Annotated in this window: 18 protein-coding genes; 10 read left to right on the forward strand and 8 right to left on the reverse strand. The window is 67.7% G+C overall.

Annotated features, from left to right (window positions below):
* Nucleotides 1–7: 7 nt before the first annotated feature.
* Complete coding sequence (locus A3A5_RS0116430) at nt 8–892, reverse strand: polyprenyl synthetase family protein (protein ID WP_018311642.1); 885 nt, start codon at nt 890–892, stop codon at nt 8–10.
* On the reverse strand, nt 889–1,203 hold the full coding sequence (locus A3A5_RS0116435) for an exodeoxyribonuclease VII small subunit (protein WP_026200838.1): 315 nt from the start codon (nt 1,201–1,203) through the stop codon (nt 889–891). Before A3A5_RS0116435 ends, A3A5_RS0116430 begins: the two co-directional genes overlap by 4 nt.
* A gap of 392 nt (nt 1,204–1,595) precedes the next feature.
* Here A3A5_RS0116435 and A3A5_RS0116440 point away from each other — a divergent pair, with 392 nt between their 5' ends.
* The 3 genes from A3A5_RS0116440 (at nt 1,596) to A3A5_RS0116450 (ending at nt 4,752) form a co-directional block, all read left to right on the forward strand.
* Complete coding sequence (locus tag A3A5_RS0116440) at nt 1,596–2,699, forward strand: SRPBCC family protein (protein ID WP_018311644.1); 1,104 nt, start codon at nt 1,596–1,598, stop codon at nt 2,697–2,699.
* Between the two features lie 223 nt (nt 2,700–2,922).
* Complete coding sequence (locus A3A5_RS0116445; RefSeq protein ID WP_026200839.1) at nt 2,923–3,846, forward strand: DMT family transporter; 924 nt, start codon at nt 2,923–2,925, stop codon at nt 3,844–3,846.
* 48 nt (nt 3,847–3,894) lie between these two features.
* Nucleotides 3,895–4,752 (forward strand): sulfurtransferase, encoded by an 858-nt coding sequence (locus tag A3A5_RS0116450; protein WP_018311646.1) that lies wholly within the window; start codon nt 3,895–3,897, stop codon nt 4,750–4,752.
* Nucleotides 4,753–4,754: 2 nt separating this feature from the next.
* On the opposite strand, the gene A3A5_RS0116455 is transcribed toward A3A5_RS0116450, so the two are convergent.
* From A3A5_RS0116455 to polA, 4 genes are all read right to left on the reverse strand, one after another.
* Nucleotides 4,755–5,636 (reverse strand): ZIP family metal transporter, encoded by an 882-nt coding sequence (locus A3A5_RS0116455; protein WP_026200840.1) that lies wholly within the window; start codon nt 5,634–5,636, stop codon nt 4,755–4,757.
* Between the two features lie 121 nt (nt 5,637–5,757).
* Nucleotides 5,758–6,636: a dienelactone hydrolase family protein gene (locus tag A3A5_RS0116460; protein WP_018311648.1), complete on the reverse strand. Its 879-nt coding sequence runs from the start codon at nt 6,634–6,636 to the stop codon at nt 5,758–5,760.
* A 158-nt stretch (nt 6,637–6,794) separates the two neighbouring features.
* The gene (locus tag A3A5_RS0116465) at nt 6,795–8,120 is read right to left on the reverse strand and encodes an NAD(P)/FAD-dependent oxidoreductase (protein ID WP_018311649.1); all 1,326 of its coding nucleotides are present in this window, start codon (nt 8,118–8,120) and stop codon (nt 6,795–6,797) included.
* Between the two features lie 157 nt (nt 8,121–8,277).
* A complete protein-coding gene (polA, locus tag A3A5_RS0116470; RefSeq protein WP_026200841.1) occupies nt 8,278–11,094 on the reverse strand; it encodes a DNA polymerase I in 2,817 nt (938 codons plus the stop codon).
* Nucleotides 11,095–11,098: 4 nt separating this feature from the next.
* On the opposite strand from polA, the gene A3A5_RS0116475 reads away from it, so the two are divergent.
* The 4 genes from A3A5_RS0116475 to A3A5_RS0116490 all read left to right on the forward strand — a co-directional run bounded on the left by A3A5_RS0116475 (nt 11,099) and on the right by A3A5_RS0116490 (nt 14,649).
* The gene (locus tag A3A5_RS0116475; RefSeq protein WP_226797602.1) at nt 11,099–12,046 is read left to right on the forward strand and encodes a TIGR00730 family Rossman fold protein; all 948 of its coding nucleotides are present in this window, start codon (nt 11,099–11,101) and stop codon (nt 12,044–12,046) included.
* A gap of 220 nt (nt 12,047–12,266) precedes the next feature.
* A complete protein-coding gene (locus A3A5_RS0116480; protein WP_018311652.1) occupies nt 12,267–12,701 on the forward strand; it encodes a membrane protein in 435 nt (144 codons plus the stop codon).
* A gap of 131 nt (nt 12,702–12,832) precedes the next feature.
* Entirely contained in the window at nt 12,833–13,837 is a 1,005-nt protein-coding gene (locus A3A5_RS0116485) for a homoserine kinase (RefSeq protein WP_018311653.1), read from the forward strand.
* A gap of 5 nt (nt 13,838–13,842) precedes the next feature.
* Nucleotides 13,843–14,649, forward strand: a complete 807-nt coding sequence (locus tag A3A5_RS0116490) for a BPSS1780 family membrane protein (protein WP_018311654.1) — start codon at nt 13,843–13,845, stop codon at nt 14,647–14,649.
* A gap of 119 nt (nt 14,650–14,768) precedes the next feature.
* Here A3A5_RS0116490 and A3A5_RS0116495 read toward each other — a convergent pair whose 3' ends face one another.
* Nucleotides 14,769–15,527 carry an IclR family transcriptional regulator gene (locus A3A5_RS0116495; protein ID WP_018311655.1) on the reverse strand — a complete coding sequence of 253 codons (759 nt, stop codon included), beginning with the start codon at nt 15,525–15,527 and terminating at the stop codon, nt 14,769–14,771.
* 207 nt (nt 15,528–15,734) lie between these two features.
* On the opposite strand from A3A5_RS0116495, the gene A3A5_RS0116500 reads away from it, so the two are divergent.
* The 3 genes from A3A5_RS0116500 (at nt 15,735) to A3A5_RS0116510 (ending at nt 20,248) form a co-directional block, all read left to right on the forward strand.
* Complete coding sequence (locus tag A3A5_RS0116500) at nt 15,735–17,216, forward strand: aldehyde dehydrogenase family protein (RefSeq protein WP_018311656.1); 1,482 nt, start codon at nt 15,735–15,737, stop codon at nt 17,214–17,216.
* Complete coding sequence (locus A3A5_RS0116505) at nt 17,213–18,742, forward strand: acyl--CoA ligase (RefSeq protein ID WP_018311657.1); 1,530 nt, start codon at nt 17,213–17,215, stop codon at nt 18,740–18,742. The genes A3A5_RS0116500 and A3A5_RS0116505 overlap by 4 nt, the downstream gene beginning before the upstream one ends.
* Before the next feature lie 213 nt (nt 18,743–18,955).
* Entirely contained in the window at nt 18,956–20,248 is a 1,293-nt protein-coding gene (locus A3A5_RS0116510) for an MFS transporter (protein WP_018311658.1), read from the forward strand.
* Between the two features lie 44 nt (nt 20,249–20,292).
* On the opposite strand, the gene A3A5_RS0116515 is transcribed toward A3A5_RS0116510, so the two are convergent.
* Nucleotides 20,293–22,641, reverse strand: a complete 2,349-nt coding sequence (locus A3A5_RS0116515) for a UvrD-helicase domain-containing protein (RefSeq protein ID WP_018311659.1) — start codon at nt 22,639–22,641, stop codon at nt 20,293–20,295.
* Between the last annotated feature and the right edge of the window lie 11 nt (nt 22,642–22,652).

Here is a 22,652-nt window from a genome sequence, read left to right on the forward strand (position 1 = left end):
TCTCTGTTTAGTGTGTGCGCAGCACGATCAGGTCCGCCAGGTCCCGCAGGCGGTCCGCGCGCTCGCCAAAGCCGGCCAGCGCCTCGTGTGCCTCGGCGCGCAGCGTCCCGGCCAGTGCGCGTGCCGGGTCAAGTCCCATCAGCGACACATAGGTCGGCTTGTCATGGGCGGCGTCCTTGCCGGCGGTCTTGCCCAGCGTGGCGGTATCGGCAGTGACGTCCAGAATATCGTCAACCACCTGGAACGCCAATCCCACTGCCGCCGCATAGCGGTCCAGCGCAGCCAGGCCCTGGGCGTCAATTTCACCACATAGCGCACCCATGCGCACACTGGCGCGCAACAGCGCGCCGGTCTTCATGCGATGCATGGCCTCGAGCGCCTCGCGCGTCATGGCGCGGCCGACGTTCTGCAGGTCGATCGCCTGGCCGCCGGCCATGCCGGTCGAGCCCGACGCCAGCGCCAGCTCGGCCACCAGCTGCAGCCGCGCCGCGGGCGCGATCGCCCCGGCACCGGCCAGCACGACAAAGGCCTGGGTCTGCAGCGCGTCGCCAACCAGCAATGCGGTGGCCTCATCATAGGCCTTGTGCACCGTGGGCCGGCCGCGGCGCAGGTCGTCGTCGTCCATGCAGGGCATGTCGTCGTGCACCAGCGAATAGGCATGGATCATCTCCACCGCGCAGGCCGCCGCGTCGCAGGCGGCGGGGACCGCCGCGCTGACTTCGCCGGCGGCATGCACCAGCAGCGGCCGCACGCGCTTGCCGCCGCTCAGTGCAGCATAGCGCATGGCTTCGTGCAGCGTATGCGGCACGGTGTTGGCATCGGGCAACGCTGCCTGCAGCGCGGCTTCGGTCCGGGCGCCCTGCGCCTGCATCCATTGGGCGAAGTCGGTCATTCGTCGTCCGCCCCCGACGCGCCGCCATTGCCACCGGTTGCACCACTGCCTTCGCCGGCCAGCGGCTTGAGCACGTCGCCCTCCAGCACCTTGACCTGCTGCTCCACGCGCTCCAGCTTTTGCTGGCAGTAGCGCACCAGCTCGGCGCCTCGGCGGTAGGCCGCCAGCGATGCCTCGAGCGGCAGTTCGCCGCTCTCCATGCTGGCCACCAGGGTCTCGAGCTCGGCCATTGCCGCTTCGTAGGAAGCGGGCGGCGCCGAGGCCGCGGTGGTGTCGTCGGTCTGGACCGGAGCGGTCATCGTTTTTGGCATGTCTGGCCCTGGAAATATGGAATCCGGTCGAATCATAAGGAAACCCGGATGGGGAAGCCCGGATTTTACGCCAAAGCCGGCCCTTGCCCCATCCTTGCGCATCCGCGCGGCAGCCTCCGATGAGTGCCTTTGGGGCATATGTGACTTGTGCGCTCGGGTCGTCTTTCCGAATGCGCCCGGTACGGCACCCAGATGACGACCCGGGTCGACTTTTTCGCTAAAAAGGCAAAAAAATCAGGCCCTTAACTTTTTGGCTCGGGTACAATCCCCCGTTCGCCGCCAGGGGTGTATGGGAGTCTCTCCCGACTTGGCGACTGTCTTTCCCAAATCGATTCCATTTTCGATGGTTGGGTTGTTCACTGCTTTCACCTGTTCATCTGGGAGTGGGGATAATGTCCAATCTCAGCACCGCGCTCAACCTGGCGCCGGCTGATTCGCAACTGCCCGTCGGCGTCTATTTCGACGAAGCGCTGCATCAACAAGAACTCGAACTGCTGTTCAGGAATGGCCCGGGCTATATCGGCCACGAGCTGATGGTTCCGGAAGTCGGCGACTACCACACGCTCAGGGCCGAGGACGAAGGGCGCATGCTGGTACGCAACGCCGCCGGCATCGAACTGATGTCCAACGTCTGCCGCCACCGCCAGGCCATCATGCTCAACGGCCGCGGCAATGCGCAGAACATCGTCTGCCCCCTGCACCGCTGGACCTACGACCTGAAGGGCGAGCTGCTCGGCGCGCCGCATTTCGACAAGCAACCCTGCCTGCACCTGAAGCGCTCACCGCTGCAGAACTGGAACGGCCTGCTGTTCGACGGCAAGCGCGACGTGCGCGCCGACCTGGCCAGGCTGGGCGTGGCGCACGACCTGAACTTCGACGGCTACATGCTGGACCATGTCGAGGTGCACGAGTGCGACTACAACTGGAAGACCTTTATCGAGGTCTACCTGGAGGACTACCACGTCGTGCCGTTCCACCCGGGGCTGGGCAGCTTCGTCTCGTGCGACGACCTCAAGTGGGAGTTCGGCGAGTGGCACAGCGTGCAGACCGTGGGCCTGCATGCCGGCCTGAAGCGCCCCGGCAGCCCGACGTACCAGAAGTGGCACGACGCGGTGCTGCGCTTCAACGACGGCGTGCTGCCCAAGCACGGCGCGATCTGGCTGACCTACTACCCCAATATCATGGTGGAGTGGTACCCGAACGTGCTGGTGATCTCGACGCTGCACCCGATCGGCCCGCGCAAGACGCGCAATGTGGTGGAGTTCTACTACCCCGAGGAAATCGCGCTGTTCGAGCGCGAGTTCGTCGAGGCCGAGCGCGCCGCCTACATGGAAACCTGCATCGAGGACGACGAGATCGCCGAGCGCATGGATGCCGGCCGGCTGGCGCTGCTCAAGCGCGGCACCAGCGAAGTCGGCCCGTACCAGTCGCCGATGGAAGACGGCATGCAGCATTTCCATGAGTGGTATCGCCGCGCCATGGCTTACGCCGACTGATCGCAAGCCGGCCGGTGCGATAACCGCACAGCCCACGCAGGAACGGACCGCCGCGGCGGTCCGTTTTGCTTTGGGACGCAATGTGCGCTGCTAGAATCATCGTTTGGCGCCGGCGGCCATGCCGCCGCGCCAGACCGCTTTCGCGGCGTGGGGCCAGCCGCGAAGCCCCGCTCGCGCGCCGGACGCCCTCCTTCGCTTCTGTTCGCTTCACCACACCCTCGCCATGCAATCGCTCTGGATGCTGTTCGCCGCCTTCGCCTTCTCATTGATGGGGGTTGGCGTCAAGCTGGCATCCGATCTCTATACCACCGGCGAGATCGTCTTCTACCGCGGCCTGATCAGCGTGGTCATCATGTGGGTGCTGCTGTCTTCGCGCGGGGTCCCGGTGCGCACGCCCTACATGCTGTCGCACATCAAGCGCAGCGTATTCGGCGTGACCGCGCTGATGCTGTGGTTCACCTCGATCTCGCTGCTGCCGCTGGCCACCGCGATGACGCTGAACTACATGTCGCCGGTGTCGATCGCGCTGATCCTGGGCGCCGGCGCGGCGCTGGCCGGCACCGGCGGCAATGCCGACCGGCGCCTGGTGCTGGCGATCCTGCTGTCCTTTGCCGGCGTGATCTGCCTGCTGCAGCCTTCAGTCGGCAAGGACCAGCTGACCGGCGGCCTGGTCGGGCTGATCTCGGGCATGTTCACGGCGCTGGCCTATGTCGAGGTGCGCCAGCTCGGCCAGCTGGGCGAGCCCGAGGGCCGCATCGTGTTCTATTTCTCGCTGGTCGGCATGATCGCCGGGCTGGCGTGGATGCTGCTGGGCGGCACCAGCCCGCACACCTGGTACGGCGCCGGCCTGCTGCTGGCCATCGGCATCCTGGCCACGCTGGGCCAGACCGCAATGACGCGCGCGTACAAGCGCGGCAACACGCTGCTGACCGCCAACCTGCAATACGCCGGCATCGTATTTTCCAGCGTATGGGGCATGCTGATCTGGTCCGACCGGCTGAACTGGCTGTCGTGGCTGGGCATGGGGCTGATCATCGCCAGCGGCATCGCCACCACGCTGATGCGCGCGCGCCAGGGCACCGATGCCAAGCCCACGCCGGCCACGCCGGTCAAGTCGCCGGAGGCGGAAGTCCACCCCGAGGTGTAGCATCCTCTGGTGGATAGACCCATTCCCATCGATCGCAACAGGATTCCCATGCAGAAACCGCTGATTTCCGTCACCGCACTGCAAGCGCTGCTGGCCACCCCCGGCGGCTGCGTCGTGATCGACTGCAGCTTCGACCTGGCCGACCCGGCCGCCGGCCGCGAGGCCTACCGCACTGGCCACCTGCCCGGCGCCTTCTACCTGCACCTGGACAACGAACTGTCCGGCCCCCAGACCGGCAGCAACGGCCGCCACCCCCTGCCGGATGCCGACGACTTCGTCGCGCGCCTGCAGGCGCTGGGCGTCAATGACGACACCCCCGTGGTGGCCTACGACGCCCAGGGCGGCATGTTCGCCGCGCGGCTGTGGTGGCTGCTGCGCTGGATCGGCCACGATGCCGTGGCCGTGCTCGACGGCGGCAAGGACGCCTGGGTCAAGGCCGGCCTGCCGCTGGAGCACGATGCCGCGCACGAGCCGGAATTCCCCGGCAAGATCGGCCGCAGCAAATCGCTGGTGCCCACCGTCGACGCAGCCGCGCTGGTCGGCAACCTCGACAGCGCCAGGCTGCTGGTGGTGGATGCCCGCGCCCCCGACCGCTTCCGCGGCGAGAACGAAACGCTGGACCCGGTCGGCGGCCATATCCCGGGCGCGGTCAATCGCTTCTTCAAGGACAACCTGGGGACGGACGGCCGCTTCAAGCCGGCCGAGACCCTGCGCGCGGAATTCGGCGCGGTCCTGGCCGGACGCGCCCCGGCGCAGGCGGTGATGCAGTGCGGCTCCGGCGTCACCGCCTGCCACAACCTGCTGGCACTGGAAGCAGCCGGCCTGGGGGGCGCGGCGCTCTACCCGGGATCATGGAGCGAATGGTGCGCCGACCCGGCGCGCCCGGTTGCTACCGGGGCCGCCTGAAGTCAGTGTGAAGATGCGACGGGCGCGGCATGGCCGTGCCCGCCGTGGCTGTGCCGCTCGTGCACGCCGTTGGTGATGAAGACGATCGCAGAGATGCCCGCTGCCACCAGCACCACCTGGATCGCCGATTCGCGCCAGCGCGGCTTGCGCTGCATCTGCGGCATCAGGTCGCTGACGGCGATATAGACGAAGCTGCTGGCCGCGATCACCAGCACGTAGGGAATCCATCCGCTCAGCTGGTCGAGCAGGAAGTACCCGACCACCCCGCCAGCAATGGCCGCCAGGCTCGACAGCAGGTTGAAGGCGAAGGCGCGCGCCTTGGAGAAGCCGGCGTTGAGCAGCACAATAAAGTCGCCCACTTCCTGAGGAATTTCGTGCGCCGCGATCGCCAGCGCGGTGACCACGCCGATATGCGGATCGGCCAGGAAGGCCGCCGCAATCACGATACCGTCGGCAAAATTGTGGAAGGTGTCGCCGACCAGGATGGTCAGGCCGCTGCGGCCCGCTTCCTCGCGGTCATGGCCGTGGTGGTGGTGGTGCCCGTCGCCCTCGTGGTGGTGCGAGTGGCGCAGCAGCGAGATCTTTTCCAGCAGGAAGAAGCCCAGCAGCCCCGCCAGCAGCGTGCCGAACAGCGCGCGCGGGTCGGCGCCGGACTCGAATGCCTCGGGCAGCGAATGCAGCAGCGCGGTGGCCAGCAGCACGCCCACCGAAAAGCTCACCATGCGCTCGACCACGCGGGACGCCACCGTCAGCGACAGCAGCGCCGCCCCGAAGATGCTGCCCACCCCCGAGATCGTGGCGGCGAGCAAGATATACAAAAGCGTCGAATGGATGATGGGCTCCCGGGGTGGCGGTAGCGGGCGGCCCCGCCGTTCCGCCCGCATCGCGCCGGGCGGCTAACGCAACAATGTTGCAATAACTCAAAGGCCGCATTGTACGTATCCACCGGGACTTTGCAATCCTGCTGTCGCGCGAGAGGCGCCTCGCGGCGCCCGGACGGCCGGATCAGGCCACGCCGTGCTGCCTGAACCAGTCCAGGCACTTCTGCCAGCCGTCCCTGGCGTCGGCTTCACGGTAGCTGGGCCGGTAATCGGCATGGAAGGCATGGCCGGACTCGGGATAGACGATAAAGCGCGAGGCCTTGGCTTCCGGGTCGGACGACGCCGCCAGCGCGGACTTCATCCTCTCCACTTGCTCCAGCGGGATACCGGTGTCCTTGCCGCCATACAGGCCGAGTACCGGCGCATGGAGCTGGCCGACCAGGTCGATCGGATTCTTCGGCTTGAGCGGGGTCGGCTCGGGCGCCAGCTGGCCGTACCAGGCCACGCCGGCCTTCAGGCGCTTGCTGTTCGCGGCGTAGAGCCAGGTCATGCGCCCGCCCCAGCAGAAGCCGGTGATAGCGAGGCGCGACACGTCGCCGCCGTTGGCACCGGCCCAGGCCACCGCGGCGTCCAGGTCGCCCATCACCTGCGTGTCAGGCACCTTGGCGATCACCTCGCGCTGCAGCGCCTGGATGGTGCCGAAGCTCTGCGGATCGCCCTGGCGCGCGAACAGTTCCGGCCCGATCGCCAGGTAGCCGAGCTTGGCAAAGCGCCGGCACACGTCGGCGATATGCTCGTGCACGCCGAAGATCTCGCTGACCACCAGCACCACCGGCAGGTTCTTCTTGCCTTCGGGCTGGGCGCGGTAGGCCGGCATGCTGAAGCCGCCCGAGGGGATGGTGACCTCGCCGGCCGTCAGGCCCGCAAAGTCGGTCTTGATGGCCTGCTGGGCCATCACCGGCAGCGCCGCAGCCGCAAAGGCGGAACCCAGCGCCGTCTTGACAAACCCGCGGCGGTCGAACGTCTGGCCGGGGACGAGGCTATCCACTTCCGGTTTGAGCATGCGTGTCTCCAGGATCGTTGGTGGCTGGGCCGAGATGCGGCGCCAGCGGCAGATTTTAAGCAGACATGGAGAAAACATGGGGCGGCTTTGCAGCCGCCCCCGCACGCCAGCCGCCAGCGCGGCATGGTGCAGCGCGGGAAGCCTCGGCCCGGCGCGCGTCAGTGCAGCTTGACGCGCGGGCTGGTCTTGCGGCGCAGCCAGTGCGAGACCGTGTCCAGCGCCATGCCCACGGCGCCGTGCAGCGCCATCACATGCATCCGGTAGAGCGACGTGTACATGACGCGCGCCATCAGCCCTTCGATGAACATCGAGCCGCCGATCAACCCGCCCATCAGGCTGCCCACCGCGCTGAAATGCCCCAGCGACACCAGCGAGCCGAGGTCCTGGAAGGCGAACGACGGCAGCGGGCGCCCGTCCAGCCGGGCGCGCAGCGCGTTATAGAGGAAGGTGGCCTGCTGGTGCGCGGCCTGTGCGCGCGGCGGCACCGTGGTCTGCTTCTCGGGCCACGGGCAGCTGGCGCAGTCGCCGAAGGCGAAGATGTCCGGGTCGCCCTCGCTTTGCAGCGTCGGGCCGACCACGATCTGGCCCTGGCGGCTGACCGGCAGCCCCAGCGTGGCCAGCACCGGCGGCGCGGTGATGCCCGCCGCCCACACCGTCAGGTCAGCATCGATATGCTTGCCGCTGGCGGTCAGCACCGCCAGCGGGGTGACCTCGGTCACGCGCTCGCTGGTCAGGACATCGACGTCGAGCTTCTTCAGCAGTTTGGCGGTCTCGACCGAGACCCGCTCGGACAGCGCCGGCAGGATGCGCGGGCCGGCCTCGATCACGTGGATATGCACATCGCGGCGCGGGTCAAGCTGGTGCAGACCGTAGGCGCTGAGCACGTGCGCGGTGTTGCGCAGTTCGGCCGAAAGCTCCACGCCGGTGGCGCCCGCGCCGATGATGGCCACGTCCACGCGCGGCCGGCCGTCCTCGCCCACGCGCCCGCGCCCGTTCTGGGCACGCACGCAGGCCGCGATCAGCCGCTTGCGGAAGCGCTCGGCCTGCGCCACGACGTCCAGTGCGATGGCATTCCCGGCCGCGCCGGGCACGCCGAAGAAATGCGTGACGCAGCCGATCGCCAGCACCAGCGTGTCATAGGGCAGCTCGCGCGCCGGCAGCAGTTCGGCGCCGTCCTCGTCGAAGCTGGGCGACACCGAGATGGTCTTGCGGGTGCGGTCGATGCCCGTCAGCTCGCCCAGCTGGAACTCGAAATGATGCCAGCGCGCCTGCGCCGCGTATTCCAGCTGGTGCGTGTTGGGATCCATGCTGCCGGCTGCCACTTCATGCAGCAGCGGCTTCCAGATGTGGGTGGGCAGGCGGTCTACCAGCACCACCTGCGCCTGCCCCTTGCGGCCGAGCTTGTCGCCCAGCTTCGTTACCAGTTCCAGCCCGCCTGCTCCCCCACCGACGACAACAATGCGGGGCGTCCTTGTTTCTGTCATGGTCTACCTGATGCGTTTTTGTGAATTCTTGCCTGAGGCGTTTTCCACAGTCTGCTGCATTGCAGCATGGCTGGCAAGCCGGCAGGCCTGACTCAGCAGTCGCTTCATTCGATACCACAACGCATGGGCGGCGCAGGCTGGTTGACAGGCCGCCTCGTCAGTGCGCTTCTTCCCAGTTGGCGCCGCTGCCCACTTCGGCCACCAGCGGCACACGCAGCTGCGCCACCGAGCACATCAGCTCCGGCAGCCGCACCTTGACCAGTTCCAGTTCGTGCTCCGGCACCTCCAGCACCAGTTCATCGTGCACCTGCATGATCTGGCGCGTCTGCAGCCCGTCGCGGTCCAGCCAGTCCTGCACCGCGATCATCGACAGCTTGATCAGATCGGCAGCGGTGCCCTGCATCGGCGCGTTGATGGCGGCGCGCTCGGCGGCCTGCCGGCGCGGGCCGCTGCCGCCGTTGATGTCGGGCAGCCACAGCCGGCGGCCGAACACGGTCTCGACGTAGCCCTGCTCGCGCGCGGTCTGCCGGGTCTCTTCCATATAGTGGGCCACGCCCGGATATCGCATGAAATAGCGGTCGATGTAGTGCTTGGCGGCGTCGCGCTCGATGCCCAGGTTACTGGCCAGCCCGAACGCGCTCATGCCGTAGATCAGGCCGAAGTTGATCACCTTGGCGTAGCGGCGCTGCTCGCTGCTGACGGCCTCGCGCTCCACGCCGAAGATCTCGCCGGCGGTGGCGCGGTGGATGTCCTCGCCGTTGGCAAAGGCGCGCAGCAGGTTCTCGTCGCCCGAGATATGGGCCATGATGCGCAGTTCGATCTGCGAATAGTCGGCCGACACGATCACGCTGCCGGGCTCGGCGATAAAGGCTTCGCGGATGCGGCGGCCTTCTTCGGTGCGCACCGGGATGTTCTGCAGGTTGGGCTCGGTCGATGCCAGCCGGCCGGTCACCGCGGTGGCCTGGCCGTAGCTGGTGTGCACGCGGCCGGTCTGCGGATTGACCATCTTCGGCAGCTTGTCCGTATAGGTGGACTTGAGCTTGGCCAGGCCGCGGTAGTCCAGCAGCAGCTTGGGCAGCGGGTAGTCCTCGGCCAGCTTCTGCAGCACCTCTTCGTCGGTCGAGGGCGCGCCGCTGGCGGTCTTCTTCACCACCGGCAGCTTCATCTGGCTGAACAGGATCTCGCCGATCTGCTTGGGCGAGCCCAGGTTGAAGGGCTGGCCGGCGGCCTCGTAGGCGGCCTGCTCCAGCGCCAGCATGCGCTGGCCCAGCTCGGCGCTCTGCGTGGCCAGGCGGCCGGCGTCGATCAGCACGCCGTTGCGCTCGACCTTCTGCAGCACCACCGAAACCGGCATCTCGATCTCTTCATACACGCGGAGCAGGCCCGCCGCGGCTTCCACCTGCGGGAACATCCTGCGGTGCAGGCGCAGCGTCACGTCAGCGTCTTCGGCAGCGTATTCGGTGGCGCGCGCCAGGTCGATCTGGTCGAAGCCGATCTGGCTGGCGCCCTTGCCGCACACCTCTTCATAGGTGATGGTCTTCAGGCTCAGCAGGCGCTCGGCCAGGCTGTCCATGCCATGGTTGCGGTGCGAGGCCAGCACGTAGCTCTGCAGCATGGTGTCGTGCGCCACGCCGCGCAGCGTCACGCCATGGTTGGCAAAGACGTGGACGTCGTACTTGAGGTTCTGGCCCAGCTTCGGGCGGCTGGCATCTTCCAGCCACGCACGCATGCGCCCCAGCACGAACTCGCGCGACAGCTGGCCGTGGTCGGGCAGCCCGGCCACGTCCGGGCCACGGTGCGCCACCGGGATATAGCAGGCCTCGCCCGCCACGACCGACAGCGAGATGCCAACCAGTTGCGCCTGCATCGGGTCCAGCGAGGTGGTCTCGGTGTCGATCGCCACCAGCGGCGCGGCCTCGATGCGCCGCATCCAGTCTTCCAGCATGCCTTCGGTGCTGACCGTCTCGTAGCGGATTTCAGTCGGCGCAGCCTCGTCGGCAGGCTGTGCAGCGGCTTCGCCGGCCGCGGCCGGCGCATCGAACAGGCCGCCTTGCGCGGGGGCGGCGGCCGCGCGGGCGCGGGCCTGGGCGCGGGCATCGGGCAGGCTTTCGCCGGTCGCTTCGCGCAGCCAGGTCTTGAAGCCGTAGCGCGAGAAGAACGCCACCAGCTTGTCCTTGTCCTCGCCGGTTTCGCGCAGCGCGTGGAAGTCCGCCACCGCGGCGGAGAGGTCGCAGTCGGTCTTGACCGTGACCAGCTGGCGCGCCATCGGCAGCCAGTCCAGCGTATTGCGCAGGTTCTCGCCCACCACGCCCTTGATGCCGGGGGCGGCGGCCATCACGCCGTCGAGCGAGCCATGCTCGGCCAGCCATTTGACCGCGGTCTTGGGACCCACCTTGGGCACGCCCGGCACGTTGTCCACCGCGTCGCCGATCAGCGACAGGTAGTCGATGATGCGCTCGGGCGGCACGCCGAACTTGGCCGCCACGCCGGGGGGATCGAGCACCTCGCCGCTCATGGTGTTGACCAGCGTGACCTGGTCATTGACCAGCTGCGCCAGGTCCTTGTCGCCGGTGGACACCACCGTGCGCACGCCCTGCTCCGTGGCCTGGCGCGACAGCGTGCCGATCACGTCGTCGGCCTCCACGCCGTCCACCACCACGATCGGCCAGCCCATGGCCCGCACAGCCTCATGGATCGGCTCGATCTGGCGCGCCAGGTCTTCCGGCATTGACGGGCGATGTTCCTTGTAGGCCGGATACATGTCGTCGCGGAAGGTCTTGCCCTTTGCGTCGAACACGCAGGCGCTATACTCTGCCGGGTAGTCGTTGCGCAACTTGCGCAGCATGTTGATCATGCCGTAGATTGCCCCTGTGGGCAGACCCTCCCCATTCCTCAGGTCCGGCAGAGCGTGATAAGCGCGATACAGATAGCTCGATCCGTCGACGAGCAAAAGTGTTTTTGGACTATCCGACATTCCCATGGACTCAAAATTGACTGGTGCCGCTGCAGGCGGTGCTTCGACCGCCCCCCTTGCTGACCCGGATGTTTCCGATATTTCCGGCGATACCGTGCAACCCCCGCCGGAGGCTGCCTCCGAGCATGCCGCGGCCATCGCCGCGGCGGCCGATGCTGCTGCCGCGGGCCATCCGCCCGAAGTTGCTGCTGAAAAGGCCGCTGCTGCGGCCGCGCGCGCCAATCCGCGCAAGATGATCCCCAGCCTGCGTGCGCTGGCCGACGAAGACCGCGCTACCGCAAAGAAGGCGCGCGCCTCGTGGCAAATGTTCACGATTATGGCAGAGTTCATCGAGGCGACCGAGTACCTCTCCGAGATCCGCCCGGCCGTGTCGATCTACGGCAGCGCGCGACTGCGCGAGGATTCGCCGTACTACCAGCGCACCATCGAGATCGCCCGGCTGTTTTCGGACGCCGGCTTTGCCGTGATCTCCGGCGGCGGCCCAGGCATCATGGAAGCAGCCAACAAGGGCGCGCACGCCGGCAAGTCCGCCAGCGTCGGCCTGAACATCGAACTGCCGCACGAGCAGCAGGGCAATCCGTACCAGGACATTGCCATGCGCTTTCGCCACTTCTTCACGCGCAAGGTCACCTTCGTCAAGAATTCGGACGCCTTTATCGTGATGCCGGGCGGCTTCGGCACGCTCGACGAGCTGGCCGAGGTGCTGACGCTGGTGCAGACCGGCAAGTCGCGCTCGGTGCCGGTGATCATGTTCGGCAGCCGCTTCTGGAAGGGCCTGCTGGACTGGTTCCGCTTCACGCTGCTGCCGATGGGCCTGATCGCCGAGCATGACCTGGACCTGATGAAGATCGTCGACGAGCCGCACGAAGTGCTGGAAGCGGTCTACGACTACTATGAGCAGCGCGGCGGCGACAAGCCGATTCCGCCCAAGGAAGAGATGTTCTACCTGTAAGGCACCCGGACGCCAGGCGCGCGGCACCAAGCCACGTACCCGGCACCCGGCACCGTTGCGCAGGTGCCCCTCGGGGCACGGCGGCGGCCTGCGCACGGCAGGAATTGCTAGAATGGAACCTGTCCGTCTGCCAAGCCCGGCGCCGCCGGGTTGCAGTCCAACCGCCGCATGCCGCGGGGCTGCGCGCAAGCTGCGCCGCAGCCCCGCACAGGAGCACCTGATGACCTCCCCCTCCACCGCCCGCTCGGTCCGGCCCACGCGGTCTTGCGCCGTGGCCGGCGACCCTGAATCGCCTGCCAGGCGGTCCGTGTCCAGCCTCGCCGCCGTGGCGGCCGTCACGCTGGCGCTGGCTTCCGGCTGGGCCGTCGCGCAGGAAAGCAATGCGCTGACGCAGCAGGAGCTGAACCAGATCAACAACCAGCCGATCGCCCCGGCGGCCAAGTCGCAGCTGAACCAGCCGCGCCAGCCGAGCTTCCAGCTCAATGAACGCGATGGCACCCAGGTGCGCGAGTACCGCGACAAGGGACGGGCCACCGATATCCAGGTCAAATCGGGTTTCGGCACCAAGTACGAGATGAGCAAGCCGGAAGACAGCTCGCCCAAGATCCGCGAGCACGATGTCAACCGCGTGCCTTCGGTCAACCTGAAGTTCTGAGTTCGCTTGCCCACGGCCTGGCGTAAGCCCCAGGCCGCGCCGGCCCTCCGGCAGTGTCATGCCGCGGCGGTGGCCCGGACTTTGTCCGAAACAGGTGCCCGCCGCTTTCCGATTCGCTTCACACAACGAGTATGGCCGTATTCACCACGGTCTCGCAGGACGAGATCGCCCGCTGGCTGCTGGATTTCAACCTTGGCGAAGTGCGCGAGCTGCGCGGCATCGCCTCGGGCATCGAGAACAGCAATTTCTTCCTCACCATGGAGCACGATGGCCAGACGCGCCAGTACGTGCTGACCATCTTCGAGCGGCTCACGTTCGCGCAGCTGCCCTACTACCTGCACCTGATGGCGCACCTGGCCGAGCGCGGCATCCGCGTGCCCGCGCCGATCCCGGCGCGCGACGGCGAGATCCTGCGCCCGCTCAAGGGCAAGCCCGCCACCATCGTCACGCGCCTGCCCGGGGCGTCGCAACTGGCGCCCGACGCGCAGCACTGCGCCGAAGTGGGCGACATGCTGGCACGCATGCACCTGGCCGGCCAGGACTATCCGCGCCAGCAGCCCAACCTGCGCAGCCTGCCCTGGTGGCGGCAGACCGAGCCTGAGATCCTGCCCTTCCTGGATGCCAGCCAGCGCGCGCTGCTGCAGCAGGAGATCGCCCACCAGGCCGCTTTCTTCGCCAGCGCGGACTACGCCGGCCTGGGTGCGGGCCCGTGCCACTGCGACCTGTTCCGCGACAACGCACTGTTCGAGGAAGACGGCAGCGGACGCCACCGCCTCGGCGGCTTTTTCGACTTCTACTTCGCCGGCAACGACAAGTGGTTGTTCGATGTGGCGGTCACCGTCAACGACTGGTGCATCGACCTGGCCAGCGGCGAACTCGACCCCACGCGTACGCAGGCCCTGCTGCGGGCTTATCATGCCGTCAGGCCGCTGACCGCCACCGAGGCCGCGCACTGGCAGGACATGCTGCGCGCGGGTGCGCTGCGCTTCTGGGTATCGCGACTGTGGGACTTCTACCTGCCGCGCGAGGCCGACATGCTGCAGCCGCACGACCCGACCCATTTCGAACGCATCCTGCGCCGGCGCCTGGACGCAAACCCCGCGGACCCTGCAAGCGCCCCGCTCCCCTGGATCTGATCCGTATGCAACTACTGGAAGTCCCTGCCAAGGAAGGCTATACCTGGTTCCGCCAGGGCATCTGGCTGTTCCGCAAGAACCCGCTGACCTTCCTGATGCTGCTGTTCGTCTACCTGATCGCCGCGCAGCTGGCCATCGTGGTGCCGCTGATCGGCATCATCGCGCTGCTGGTGGTCACCCCCGGCCTGTCGGTCGGCGTGATGACCGCATGCCGCGACGTGATCCAGAACAAGCGGGTGATGCCCACCGTGCTGCTGGCGGGCTTCCGCGCCAACGGCAAGGAAGCCACGCGCAACCTGCTGGTGCTGGGCGGCATCTACGCCGGGATGGTGTTCGTGCTGGGGCTGATCGCGGGCGCGGTGGTCGACATGAGCGCGCTGGTGCCGATCGTGCTGAAAGAAGAGGCACCGACGGCCGAAGCGGTGCGCCAGCTGTACTACGCCATGCTGATCGGCGCGCTGCTGTACACGCCGATCGCGATGATGTTCTGGTTCGCGCCGCTGCTGGCGGCCTGGCACGGCGTGCCGCCGGTCAAGGCGCTGTTCTTCAGCTGGACCGCGTGCTGGCGCAACCGCGGCGCGTTCTTCACCTACGCGGTGCTGTTCGCGATGCTGCTGGTGGCGATCCCGTTCTTCCTGGAGGCGGTGTTCAGCGCCTTCGGCGCGGAGACGGTGCTGTCATTCCTGGTCACGCCGTATTCGCTGCTGATGCTGGCGATCCTGTATTGCTCTTTCTATGCGACGTACCGCGGCTGCTTCAACGTGACGCCGCCGGGGGTCGAGCCGGCTGCGCCGATGGCGCCGGGCGCCTGAGAGCCTTCAACACGCTGATTGCGTGCTCCCTCTCCCGCTTGCGGGAGAGGGAGCACTCCGGGGACATGCCGGTATTCTTGCCCTGAGCGCTCGCGTCCAACGACTCCCTTGCGCGCGCCCTATTCACTGAACGTCTTCACCATCTCGTCCGCTGCCAGGCGCAGGTCCGGCACGAATCCCATCAGCTGGTCCATCGTCATGCGCGCCATCGGCACCTGCACGGCAATTGCCGCGCAGGCGCGGTTCCGGTTGCGCATCACCGGCACCGCGACCGCGATCATGCCTTCCAGGTTTTCCTGATTGTTGACCCCCAGGCGCCGCTGCCGCGTCTCGGCCAGCTCCGCGTGCAAGGCCTCGGCATTGGTGATGGTGTGCGCCGAGTGCGCGCGCAGCGGCAGGCTGGCAACCAGGCGCTGGCGCTGCGCGCTCGGCAGGAACGCCAGCAGCAGCTTGCCGCTGGCGGTGCAGTGCAGCGGCACCCGCGAGCCCGGCTGCAGGTGCATGCGCAGCGGCCATTGCGTTTCCACGCGGTCCAGGTAGACCACGTCGTCACCGGACAGCATGGTCAGGTTGCAGGTCTCCCCGATCTTGTCGACCAGCTGCTGCAGGATCGCATGCCGCGCCGCCGCCGGACCTGCCTGCATCAGCACATTGACGGCCAGCTGCCGCACGCGCGATGAGCACTCGTAGTGGCGGTTGCCAGCCGTGCGCGACACCAGCCACGTGCTTTCCAGCTGCTTGAGGATGCGGTGGACGGTCTGCTTCGGCAACTCGATCGCCTGCACGATGGCCGCCAGCGACAGCGGCTCGTCGGCCGCGGACAGGATCTCGAGAATGCGGAAGGCGCGCACTGCGGCGGCATTCGAGTGATTGCTCATGGATCAAATTTAATGGATTCCGGGACGCATGGCCGTCCCGAAAACTGAATTCCGGATCGCACCCCGCCTGCGCGCCCGCGAAAGCGCACAAATTGGGACGGCCTGTCTGCCCCGCTTCACTAGATTCGATCCAGGGCTGCCGACGGTGCCGCGAAGTGCACGACAAAGCGCGGCGGCCCTAACCGTCCAAACCGCGGAGTCGAATCCATGAGTGTGCAAATACTGCAGCGCCGGCAGTCCAACAATTCCGATTTGCCCCTACCGACGGCATCCCTGGCCGCGCAGCCAGCGCAATCCGCGGCCGAAACCGTCGCTGCGGTCGTGGCCCGGGCCAGGCAGGCGCAGCGCGAGTTCGCGCGTGCCGGCCAGGCCACCGTCGACACGGCAGTCGCCGCTGCGGCGTGGGCCATCATGGAGCCCGCACGCAACCGCGAGCTGGCCGAGCGCGCCGTCGCCGACACCGGCCTGGGCAATGTCGACGACAAGATCCGCAAGAACCACCGCAAGACGCTGGGCCTGCTGCGCGACCTGCACGGCCGCAAGACGGTAGGCGTGATCGCGCAGGATGCGGCCGCCGGCATCACCGAGATCGCGCGGCCCGTGGGCGTGGTGGCGGCCATCACCCCGTCGACCAATCCCGCGGCCACGCCGGCCAACAAGATCATCAACGCGCTCAAGTGCGGCAACAGCGTGATCGTGGCGCCGTCGCCGAAAGGCCAGGACACCTGCGCGCTGCTGCTGTCGTTCATCCACGCCGAGTTTGCCCGCGCCGGCCTGCCCGCCGACCTGGTCCAGATGCTGCCCGCGCCGGTCTCGAAGGCCGCGACGGCAGAGCTCATGCGGCAGGCCGACCTGGTGGTCGCGACCGGCTCGCAGGCCAACGTGCGCATGGCCTACACCTGCGGCACGCCGGCCTTCGGCGTGGGTGCCGGCAATGTGGCCGCGATCATCGACGCCAGCGCCGCGCCGGATGACGCGGCGGCCAAGGTGGTGCGCTCCAAGACCTTCGACAATGCCACCAGTTGTTCTTCAGAGAACAGCCTGGTCGTGCTCGATGCCGTCTACACGCCCATGCTCGACGCCCTGGCGGCGGTCGGCGGCGTGCTGCTCACGGCTGCGGAAAAGGCGCGGCTGCAGGCGCAGATGTGGCGGGACGGCAAGCTCGCCAGCACCTTCACTGGACAGAGCGCGACACGCATTGCCGAGCTCGCCGGGCTGGAACGCGTGCGCGCGCTGCAGCCCACGATGCTGCTGGTGGAAGAAACCGGTGTCGGCGGCGACTACCCCTTCTCCGGCGAAAAGCTCTCGCCCGTGCTGACGCTCTACCGTGCCGCCGACTTCGCGGCGGCAGTCGAGCGCGTGGCGTGCCTGTACGCCTATATGGGCGCCGGGCATTCGGTCAGCCTGCATTCGTCCAATCCGCGTCATGCGCTGCAGCTTGGACAGGAACTGCCGGTGGCGCGCGTGATCGTGAACCAGGCGCATTGCTTCGCCACCGGCGGGAATTTCGACAACGGCCTGCCGTTCTCGCTGTCCATGGGCTGTGGCACCTGGGGCGGCAACAACTTCTCGGACAACCTCGGCTGGCGCCAATACCTGAACATCACCCGCATCGCCGTGCCCATCGTCGAGCACGTGCCCGATGAAGCGGACCTGCTGGGCGATTACTTCGCGAGGGTCGGCAAATGAACGCGCGCACGGAACCCGAAGTGTTCGACACCCTCGCCGCGCTGGTGGCCGTGCGTGCCGCGCAGTGGCCCGACAAGCCCTACCTGTTATCCCCGGACAGCGGCCATGCGCTCACGTTCGGCGCGCTGGCGAGCGACGCCGGCACGCTGGGCCGCCGCTATGCGGCAGCTGGCCTGGGCAGCGGGCAGACGGTGTCGGTGTACCTGCCCAACGGCGAGCAGACCGCGCGGCTCCTGCTCGGCACCATGGCTAGCGGGCTGGTGGTCAATCCGATCAACCTGCTGTGCCAGCCGGCGCAGCTGCGCTACATCCTTGCGCATTCGGATACGCGGCTGGTCTTCACCTGGCCCGACGGAGAAGCTGCCATCCGCGAGGCGCTGCGCGAGGCTGGGCTGGACGTGCCGGTGGTCGTCACCGCGCCCGACGCCAACAGCCTGCCGGCACTGCCCGCCACGCATGACGCTGCGTCGCCACTGCCCCCACCGAAGCCGGACGCGCCCGCGCTGCTCATGTACACGTCCGGCACCACCGGCACGCCCAAAGGCGTGCTGCTGACGCAGCGCAACCTGATGGCCAACGGCGCCAACGTCAGCCGCGAGCACTGCCTCGGGCCGGCTGACCGGGTGCTGGCGACGCTGCCGCTTTACCACATCAATGGCCTGGTCGTGACCGCGATCGCGCCGCTGGTGCACGGCGGCTCGGTAGTGATGCCGATGCGCTTTTCCGCCAGCGCGTTCTGGCAGGACAGCGCGCGCCACGGCTGCACCTGGCTGAACGTGGTGCCGACCATCATCGCCTACCTGCTGAACGATCCGCATGGCCAGGCCCCGGCCGGCATGCGCTTCTGCCGCTCGGCCTCGGCCGCGCTGCCGCCCGAGCATCACCGTGCCTTCGAGGCGCGCTTCGGCATCGGCGTGATCGAGACCATGGGCATGACCGAGACGGCCGCGCCGGCGTTCAGCAATCCGCTCGACCCGGGCCGGCGGCGCATCGGCAGCATCGGCCGGCCCTCGGGCACGCGCGCACGCGTGCTCGGGCGCGACGGCATGCCGGTGCCTGACGGACAGGTCGGCGAAATCGTGCTGCAGGGCGAGAACGTGATGGCGGGCTACTACAAGGCGCCGGACATCACGCGCGAGGCCTTTACGCATGATGGCTGGCTGCGCACGGGCGACCTTGGCTACCGCGACGCCGATGGCTATTTCTACATCAGCGGGCGCGCCAAGGAACTGATCATCAAGGGCGGCGAGAACATCGCCCCGCGCGAGATCGACGAGGCGCTGCTGCGCCATCCGGCCGTGCTCGAAGCCGCGGCAGTCGGCGTGCCGGACCCGGCCTACGGGCAGGAGATCGTCGCCTACGTGGTCATGCGCGAGGCCGCGCACTGCGATGACGCGGCGCTGCGCGCGCATTGCCTGCGCGAGCTGGGCCGCTACAAGACGCCGAAGGAGTTCCGCTTTATCGCCGAGCTGCCGCGCGGCCCGTCCGGCAAGGTGCAGCGGCTCAAGCTGCTCGACCACGCCTGAACGCCCCCCTTTCCACAACCCTCGCCAAGGAGCCTGCCCGACCGGAATCCACCAGACCAGGAGACACGACTCAAGACCACAGACAGATTGCTCAAGGACGGGGCAGCGCGGCCGGCGCCGCGCCCCCGGCGCGCCGCGAGCGCATGGCTACGGACCGTGCGCCGGCCGCCGTCCCGTCAACGCCACGCGCACCCGACGCGCACAGGAGGTGGTATGAAGCAACGCATCAAGACCCGGCACATGATCCTGGGCGTCATGTGCCTGATGTATTTCATCGCCTATATCGACCGCGTCAACATCTCGGTCGCCGCCCCCCTGATCCGCGAGGAAATGGGGCTGACCGCATCGCAGCTGGGGCTGGTGTTCTCGGCCTTTGCCTACCCCTATGCCGCCATGCAGATCCTCGGCGGCTGGATGGCCGACAAGTTCGGGCCCAAGAAGGTGCTGATTGTCCTGTCGCTGATATGGGGCGTGGCCACCGTGCTGACCGGCTTCGCGGGCAGCGTGCTGATGCTGGTGGTGCTGCGCTTCGTGCTGGGCATCGGCGAAGGCGGCGCGTTCCCGACCGCGACGCGCGCCTTCACCTACTGGATGCCGGTGGCGGAGCGCGGCTTCGCGCAGGGCATCACCCACAGCTTCGCGCGGCTGGGCGGCGCGATCACGCCGCCGATCGTGCTGGCCATCGTGGCAACCGCCGGCTGGCGCGAAGCCTTTATCGTGCTGGGCGCGGTCAGCCTTGGCTGGACCTTGCTGTACGCGTTCGTATTCAAGGATTCGCCCGACAAGCACCGCCGCGTGAGCGCGCAGGAGCTGCAGGAGATCGGCTACCGGCGCGGCGATAGCCAGCTGGCAGCCAAGGCCGCCACGCCGTGGCGGCGCCTGTTCCGGCGCATGTGGCTGGTGACCTTCGTCGACTTCTGCTACGGCTGGTCGCTGTGGGTCTACCTGACGTGGCTGCCTTCGTACCTGAAAGAAGCACGGGGCTTCGACCTGAAGCAGCTTGCCCTGTTCACGTCGCTGCCGCTGCTGGCGGGCGTGGTCGGCGACACGCTCGGCGGCGTGCTGTCGGACCGCATCTACCGGCGCACCGGCAACCTGCGCCTGGCACGCGGCGCGATCCTGTTCGTGGGGCTGGCGGGATCGCTGATGTTCATCGTGCCGATGACCTACACCGGCGATGCCGTCAACGCGGTGATCCTGCTGTCGCTGTCGTTCTTCTTCCTGGAGCTGACCAACGCCGTGCTGTGGAGCCTGCCGCTGGACATCGCCGGCAAGTACGCCGGCACCGCGGGCGGCATGATGAACACAGGCTTCGGGCTGGCCGGCATGGTCTCGCCGGTGGTGTTCGGCTACCTGATCGAGACCACCGGCAGTTATCACCTGCCCTTCATGATCTCGGCGGCACTGCTCGGCGTGGGCGCGCTGGCATCGCTGTTCATCAACCCGCTGCTGACCGTGGACAGTCCTGACCAGAAGGCAGGCGAGGTCCGCCACGCCTTGCCCTGAGCCAGGCCGAACGCGGCATGGCGCACAGCGAAGCCGGGACCCGCTCAGTCGATCGTGTCCAGCTTCGCCACCGACAGCGCCAGCCACTTGGCGCCGTGGCGCTTGAAGTTGATATTGGCGCGTGCGTCCGTGCCCTCGCCTTCCAGCGCGGTGATCACGCCTTCGCCAAACCTGTTGTGGAACACCGACTGCCCCACGCGAAAGCCGGTGCCGGCCTCGCGCTTGGCATCGGCATAGCCGTTGCCGTTGTCCATGCCGCCGGTGGGGCGCGTGCCGGTATAGGGCACGTCCTCGGGCTTGCGGAACCAGTCGCGGCCCCAGGCGCTGTCGCGCTCCTGGCGGCGCACGCCGCCGTAGCCCTGCGCCGGCGGCGTCAGCCACTTGAGCGAGGCCTCGGGCAGTTCCTCGAAGAAGCGTGAGCGCACGTGGTAGCGGGTCTGGCCGTGCAGCATGCGGCTTTGCGCGAACGACATATAGAGCCGCTTGCGCGCGCGCGTGATCGCCACGTACATCAGGCGGCGCTCTTCTTCCACGCCGTCCGGGTCCATCATGCTGTTCTCGTGCGGGAACAGGCCCTCTTCCATCCCGGTAATGAAAACCACGTCGAACTCCAGCCCCTTGGCCGCGTGCACGGTCATCATCTGCACCGCGTCCTGTCCGGCCTGGGCCTGGTTGTCGCCGGCTTCCAGCGAGGCATGGGTCAGGAACGCGACCAGCGGCGTCATCACCACCGGCAGCGCTTCCGGATCGAGCACCTGCTGGGCCTGGTCGCCATCGGCCAGTGCCGGGGCGGCGGAGGTGCGGTCAACCGGGATCACCGCGGCCAGCGCTTCCAGGCCGTAGCCTTCCTCGACCACGAAGGCCTGCGCGGCGGTCACCAGTTCCTGCAAGTTCTCGATGCGGTCCTGGCCTTCCTTCTCGCCCTGGTAGTGGGTAATCAGGCCGCTGTGGTTGATCACGTACTCGACGGTCTCAGCCAGCGTCATGCGGCGCGTGTCCTCGCGCATCTGGTCGACCAGGCGCGTAAAGGCCGCCAGCTTGCTGCCGGCCGCGCCGGGCACGTAGGCCACCGCCTCGGCCAGCGCGCAGTCGTACTGGCGCGCCATGTCCTGCAGCACTTCCAGCGAGCGCGCGCCGATGCCGCGCGCCGGGAAGTTGACCACGCGGCCAAAGGCGGCGTCGTTGCGCGGATTCTCCAGCAGCTGCATGTAGGCCAGCGCGTGCTTGATTTCGGCGCGCTCGAAGAAGCGCAGGCCGCCATAGACGCGGTACGCGATGCCGGCCGAGAACAGCGCATGCTCGATCACGCGCGACTGCGCGTTGCTGCGGTACAGGATGGCGATCTCGGCGCGGCTGGCGCCCTGCGCGATCTGGTCGCGGATCTCCTCGATGATCCAGGCGGCTTCCTGGCCGTCCGATCCACCCTGGAACACCCGCACCAGTTCGCCGTGGCCGGCGTCGGTGCGCAGATTCTTGCCCAGGCGGCGCGCGTTGTATGAGATCAGGTGGTTGGCCGAATCCAGGATATGCCCGTGCGAGCGGTAGTTCTGCTCCAGCTTGATCAGCCGGCGCACGCGGAACTCGTGCTCGAAGTCGCGCATATTGCCGACGTTGGCGCCACGGAACGCATAGATGCTCTGGTCGTCGTCGCCGACGGCAAAGACCGCGGCCGGGTTCTGCGTGCCGTAGCCGGCCAGCAGCTTGAGCCACTGGTACTGCAGCACGTTGGTGTCCTGGAATTCGTCGACCAGCACGTGGCGGAAGCGGTGCTGGTAGTGCTGGCGGATGGCATCGTTGTAGCGCAGCAGCTCATAGCAGCGCAGCAGCAGCTCGGCAAAGTCGACCACGCCTTCACGCTGGCACTGCAGGTCATAGGCGGCGTAGAGGTCGACAAAGCGCTTGTTGAAGTCGTCGTTGGCCTCGACGTCGGCCGGGCGCAGGCCCTGCTCCTTGGCGTTGTTGATGAAGTACTGCAGGTTCTTGGCCGGGTACTTCTCATCATCGACATTGAGCGACTTGAGCAGCCGCTTGAGCGCCGAGAGCTGGTCCTGGCTGTCCAGGATGGCAAAGGTCTGGGGCAGGCCGGCGTCGCGGAAATGCGCGCGCAGCATGCGGTTGCACAGGCCGTGGAAGGTGCCGATCCACATGCCGCGGGTGTTGATCGGCAGCATCGACGACAGCCGCGTCTGCATTTCCTTGGCGGCCTTGTTGGTAAAGGTCACCGCCAGGATGCCCGCCGGCGAGACCCGGCCGTTCTGGATCAGCCAGGCGATGCGCGTGGTCAGCACGCGGGTCTTGCCGCTGCCTGCGCCCGCCAGGATCAGCGCCGGTTCGTCAGGCAGGGTGACGGCGGCTAGTTGTTCGGCGTTCAGGTTGGCAAGCAGGTCGGACATCGGGTGAGCCT

Origin of the sequence: Cupriavidus sp. UYPR2.512, assembly GCF_000379565.1 — a bacterium.
GTDB lineage: Bacteria > Pseudomonadota > Gammaproteobacteria > Burkholderiales > Burkholderiaceae > Cupriavidus.

What these genes read in the sequence shown, in the direction of transcription:
- A3A5_RS0116435 (WP_026200838.1), bottom strand. Translation starts at nt 1,203, where the DNA reads ATGCCAAAAACGATGACCGCTCCGGTCCAGACCGACGACACCACCGCG.
- A3A5_RS0116430 (WP_018311642.1), bottom strand. Translation starts at nt 892, where the DNA reads ATGACCGACTTCGCCCAATGGATGCAGGCGCAGGGCGCCCGGACCGAA.
- A3A5_RS0116445 (WP_026200839.1), top strand. Translation starts at nt 2,923, where the DNA reads ATGCAATCGCTCTGGATGCTGTTCGCCGCCTTCGCCTTCTCATTGATG.
- A3A5_RS0116495 (WP_018311655.1), bottom strand. Translation starts at nt 15,527, where the DNA reads ATGAGCAATCACTCGAATGCCGCCGCAGTGCGCGCCTTCCGCATTCTC.
- polA (WP_026200841.1), bottom strand. Translation starts at nt 11,094, where the DNA reads ATGTCGGATAGTCCAAAAACACTTTTGCTCGTCGACGGATCGAGCTAT.
- A3A5_RS0116515 (WP_018311659.1), bottom strand. Translation starts at nt 22,641, where the DNA reads ATGTCCGACCTGCTTGCCAACCTGAACGCCGAACAACTAGCCGCCGTC.
- A3A5_RS0116465 (WP_018311649.1), bottom strand. Translation starts at nt 8,120, where the DNA reads ATGACAGAAACAAGGACGCCCCGCATTGTTGTCGTCGGTGGGGGAGCA.
- A3A5_RS0116485 (WP_018311653.1), top strand. Translation starts at nt 12,833, where the DNA reads ATGGCCGTATTCACCACGGTCTCGCAGGACGAGATCGCCCGCTGGCTG.
- A3A5_RS0116505 (WP_018311657.1), top strand. Translation starts at nt 17,213, where the DNA reads ATGAACGCGCGCACGGAACCCGAAGTGTTCGACACCCTCGCCGCGCTG.
- A3A5_RS0116490 (WP_018311654.1), top strand. Translation starts at nt 13,843, where the DNA reads ATGCAACTACTGGAAGTCCCTGCCAAGGAAGGCTATACCTGGTTCCGC.
- A3A5_RS0116440 (WP_018311644.1), top strand. Translation starts at nt 1,596, where the DNA reads ATGTCCAATCTCAGCACCGCGCTCAACCTGGCGCCGGCTGATTCGCAA.
- A3A5_RS0116510 (WP_018311658.1), top strand. Translation starts at nt 18,956, where the DNA reads ATGAAGCAACGCATCAAGACCCGGCACATGATCCTGGGCGTCATGTGC.
- A3A5_RS0116500 (WP_018311656.1), top strand. Translation starts at nt 15,735, where the DNA reads ATGAGTGTGCAAATACTGCAGCGCCGGCAGTCCAACAATTCCGATTTG.
- A3A5_RS0116450 (WP_018311646.1), top strand. Translation starts at nt 3,895, where the DNA reads ATGCAGAAACCGCTGATTTCCGTCACCGCACTGCAAGCGCTGCTGGCC.
- A3A5_RS0116455 (WP_026200840.1), bottom strand. Translation starts at nt 5,636, where the DNA reads ATGCGGGCGGAACGGCGGGGCCGCCCGCTACCGCCACCCCGGGAGCCC.
- A3A5_RS0116475 (WP_226797602.1), top strand. Translation starts at nt 11,099, where the DNA reads ATGGACTCAAAATTGACTGGTGCCGCTGCAGGCGGTGCTTCGACCGCC.
- A3A5_RS0116480 (WP_018311652.1), top strand. Translation starts at nt 12,267, where the DNA reads ATGACCTCCCCCTCCACCGCCCGCTCGGTCCGGCCCACGCGGTCTTGC.
- A3A5_RS0116460 (WP_018311648.1), bottom strand. Translation starts at nt 6,636, where the DNA reads ATGCTCAAACCGGAAGTGGATAGCCTCGTCCCCGGCCAGACGTTCGAC.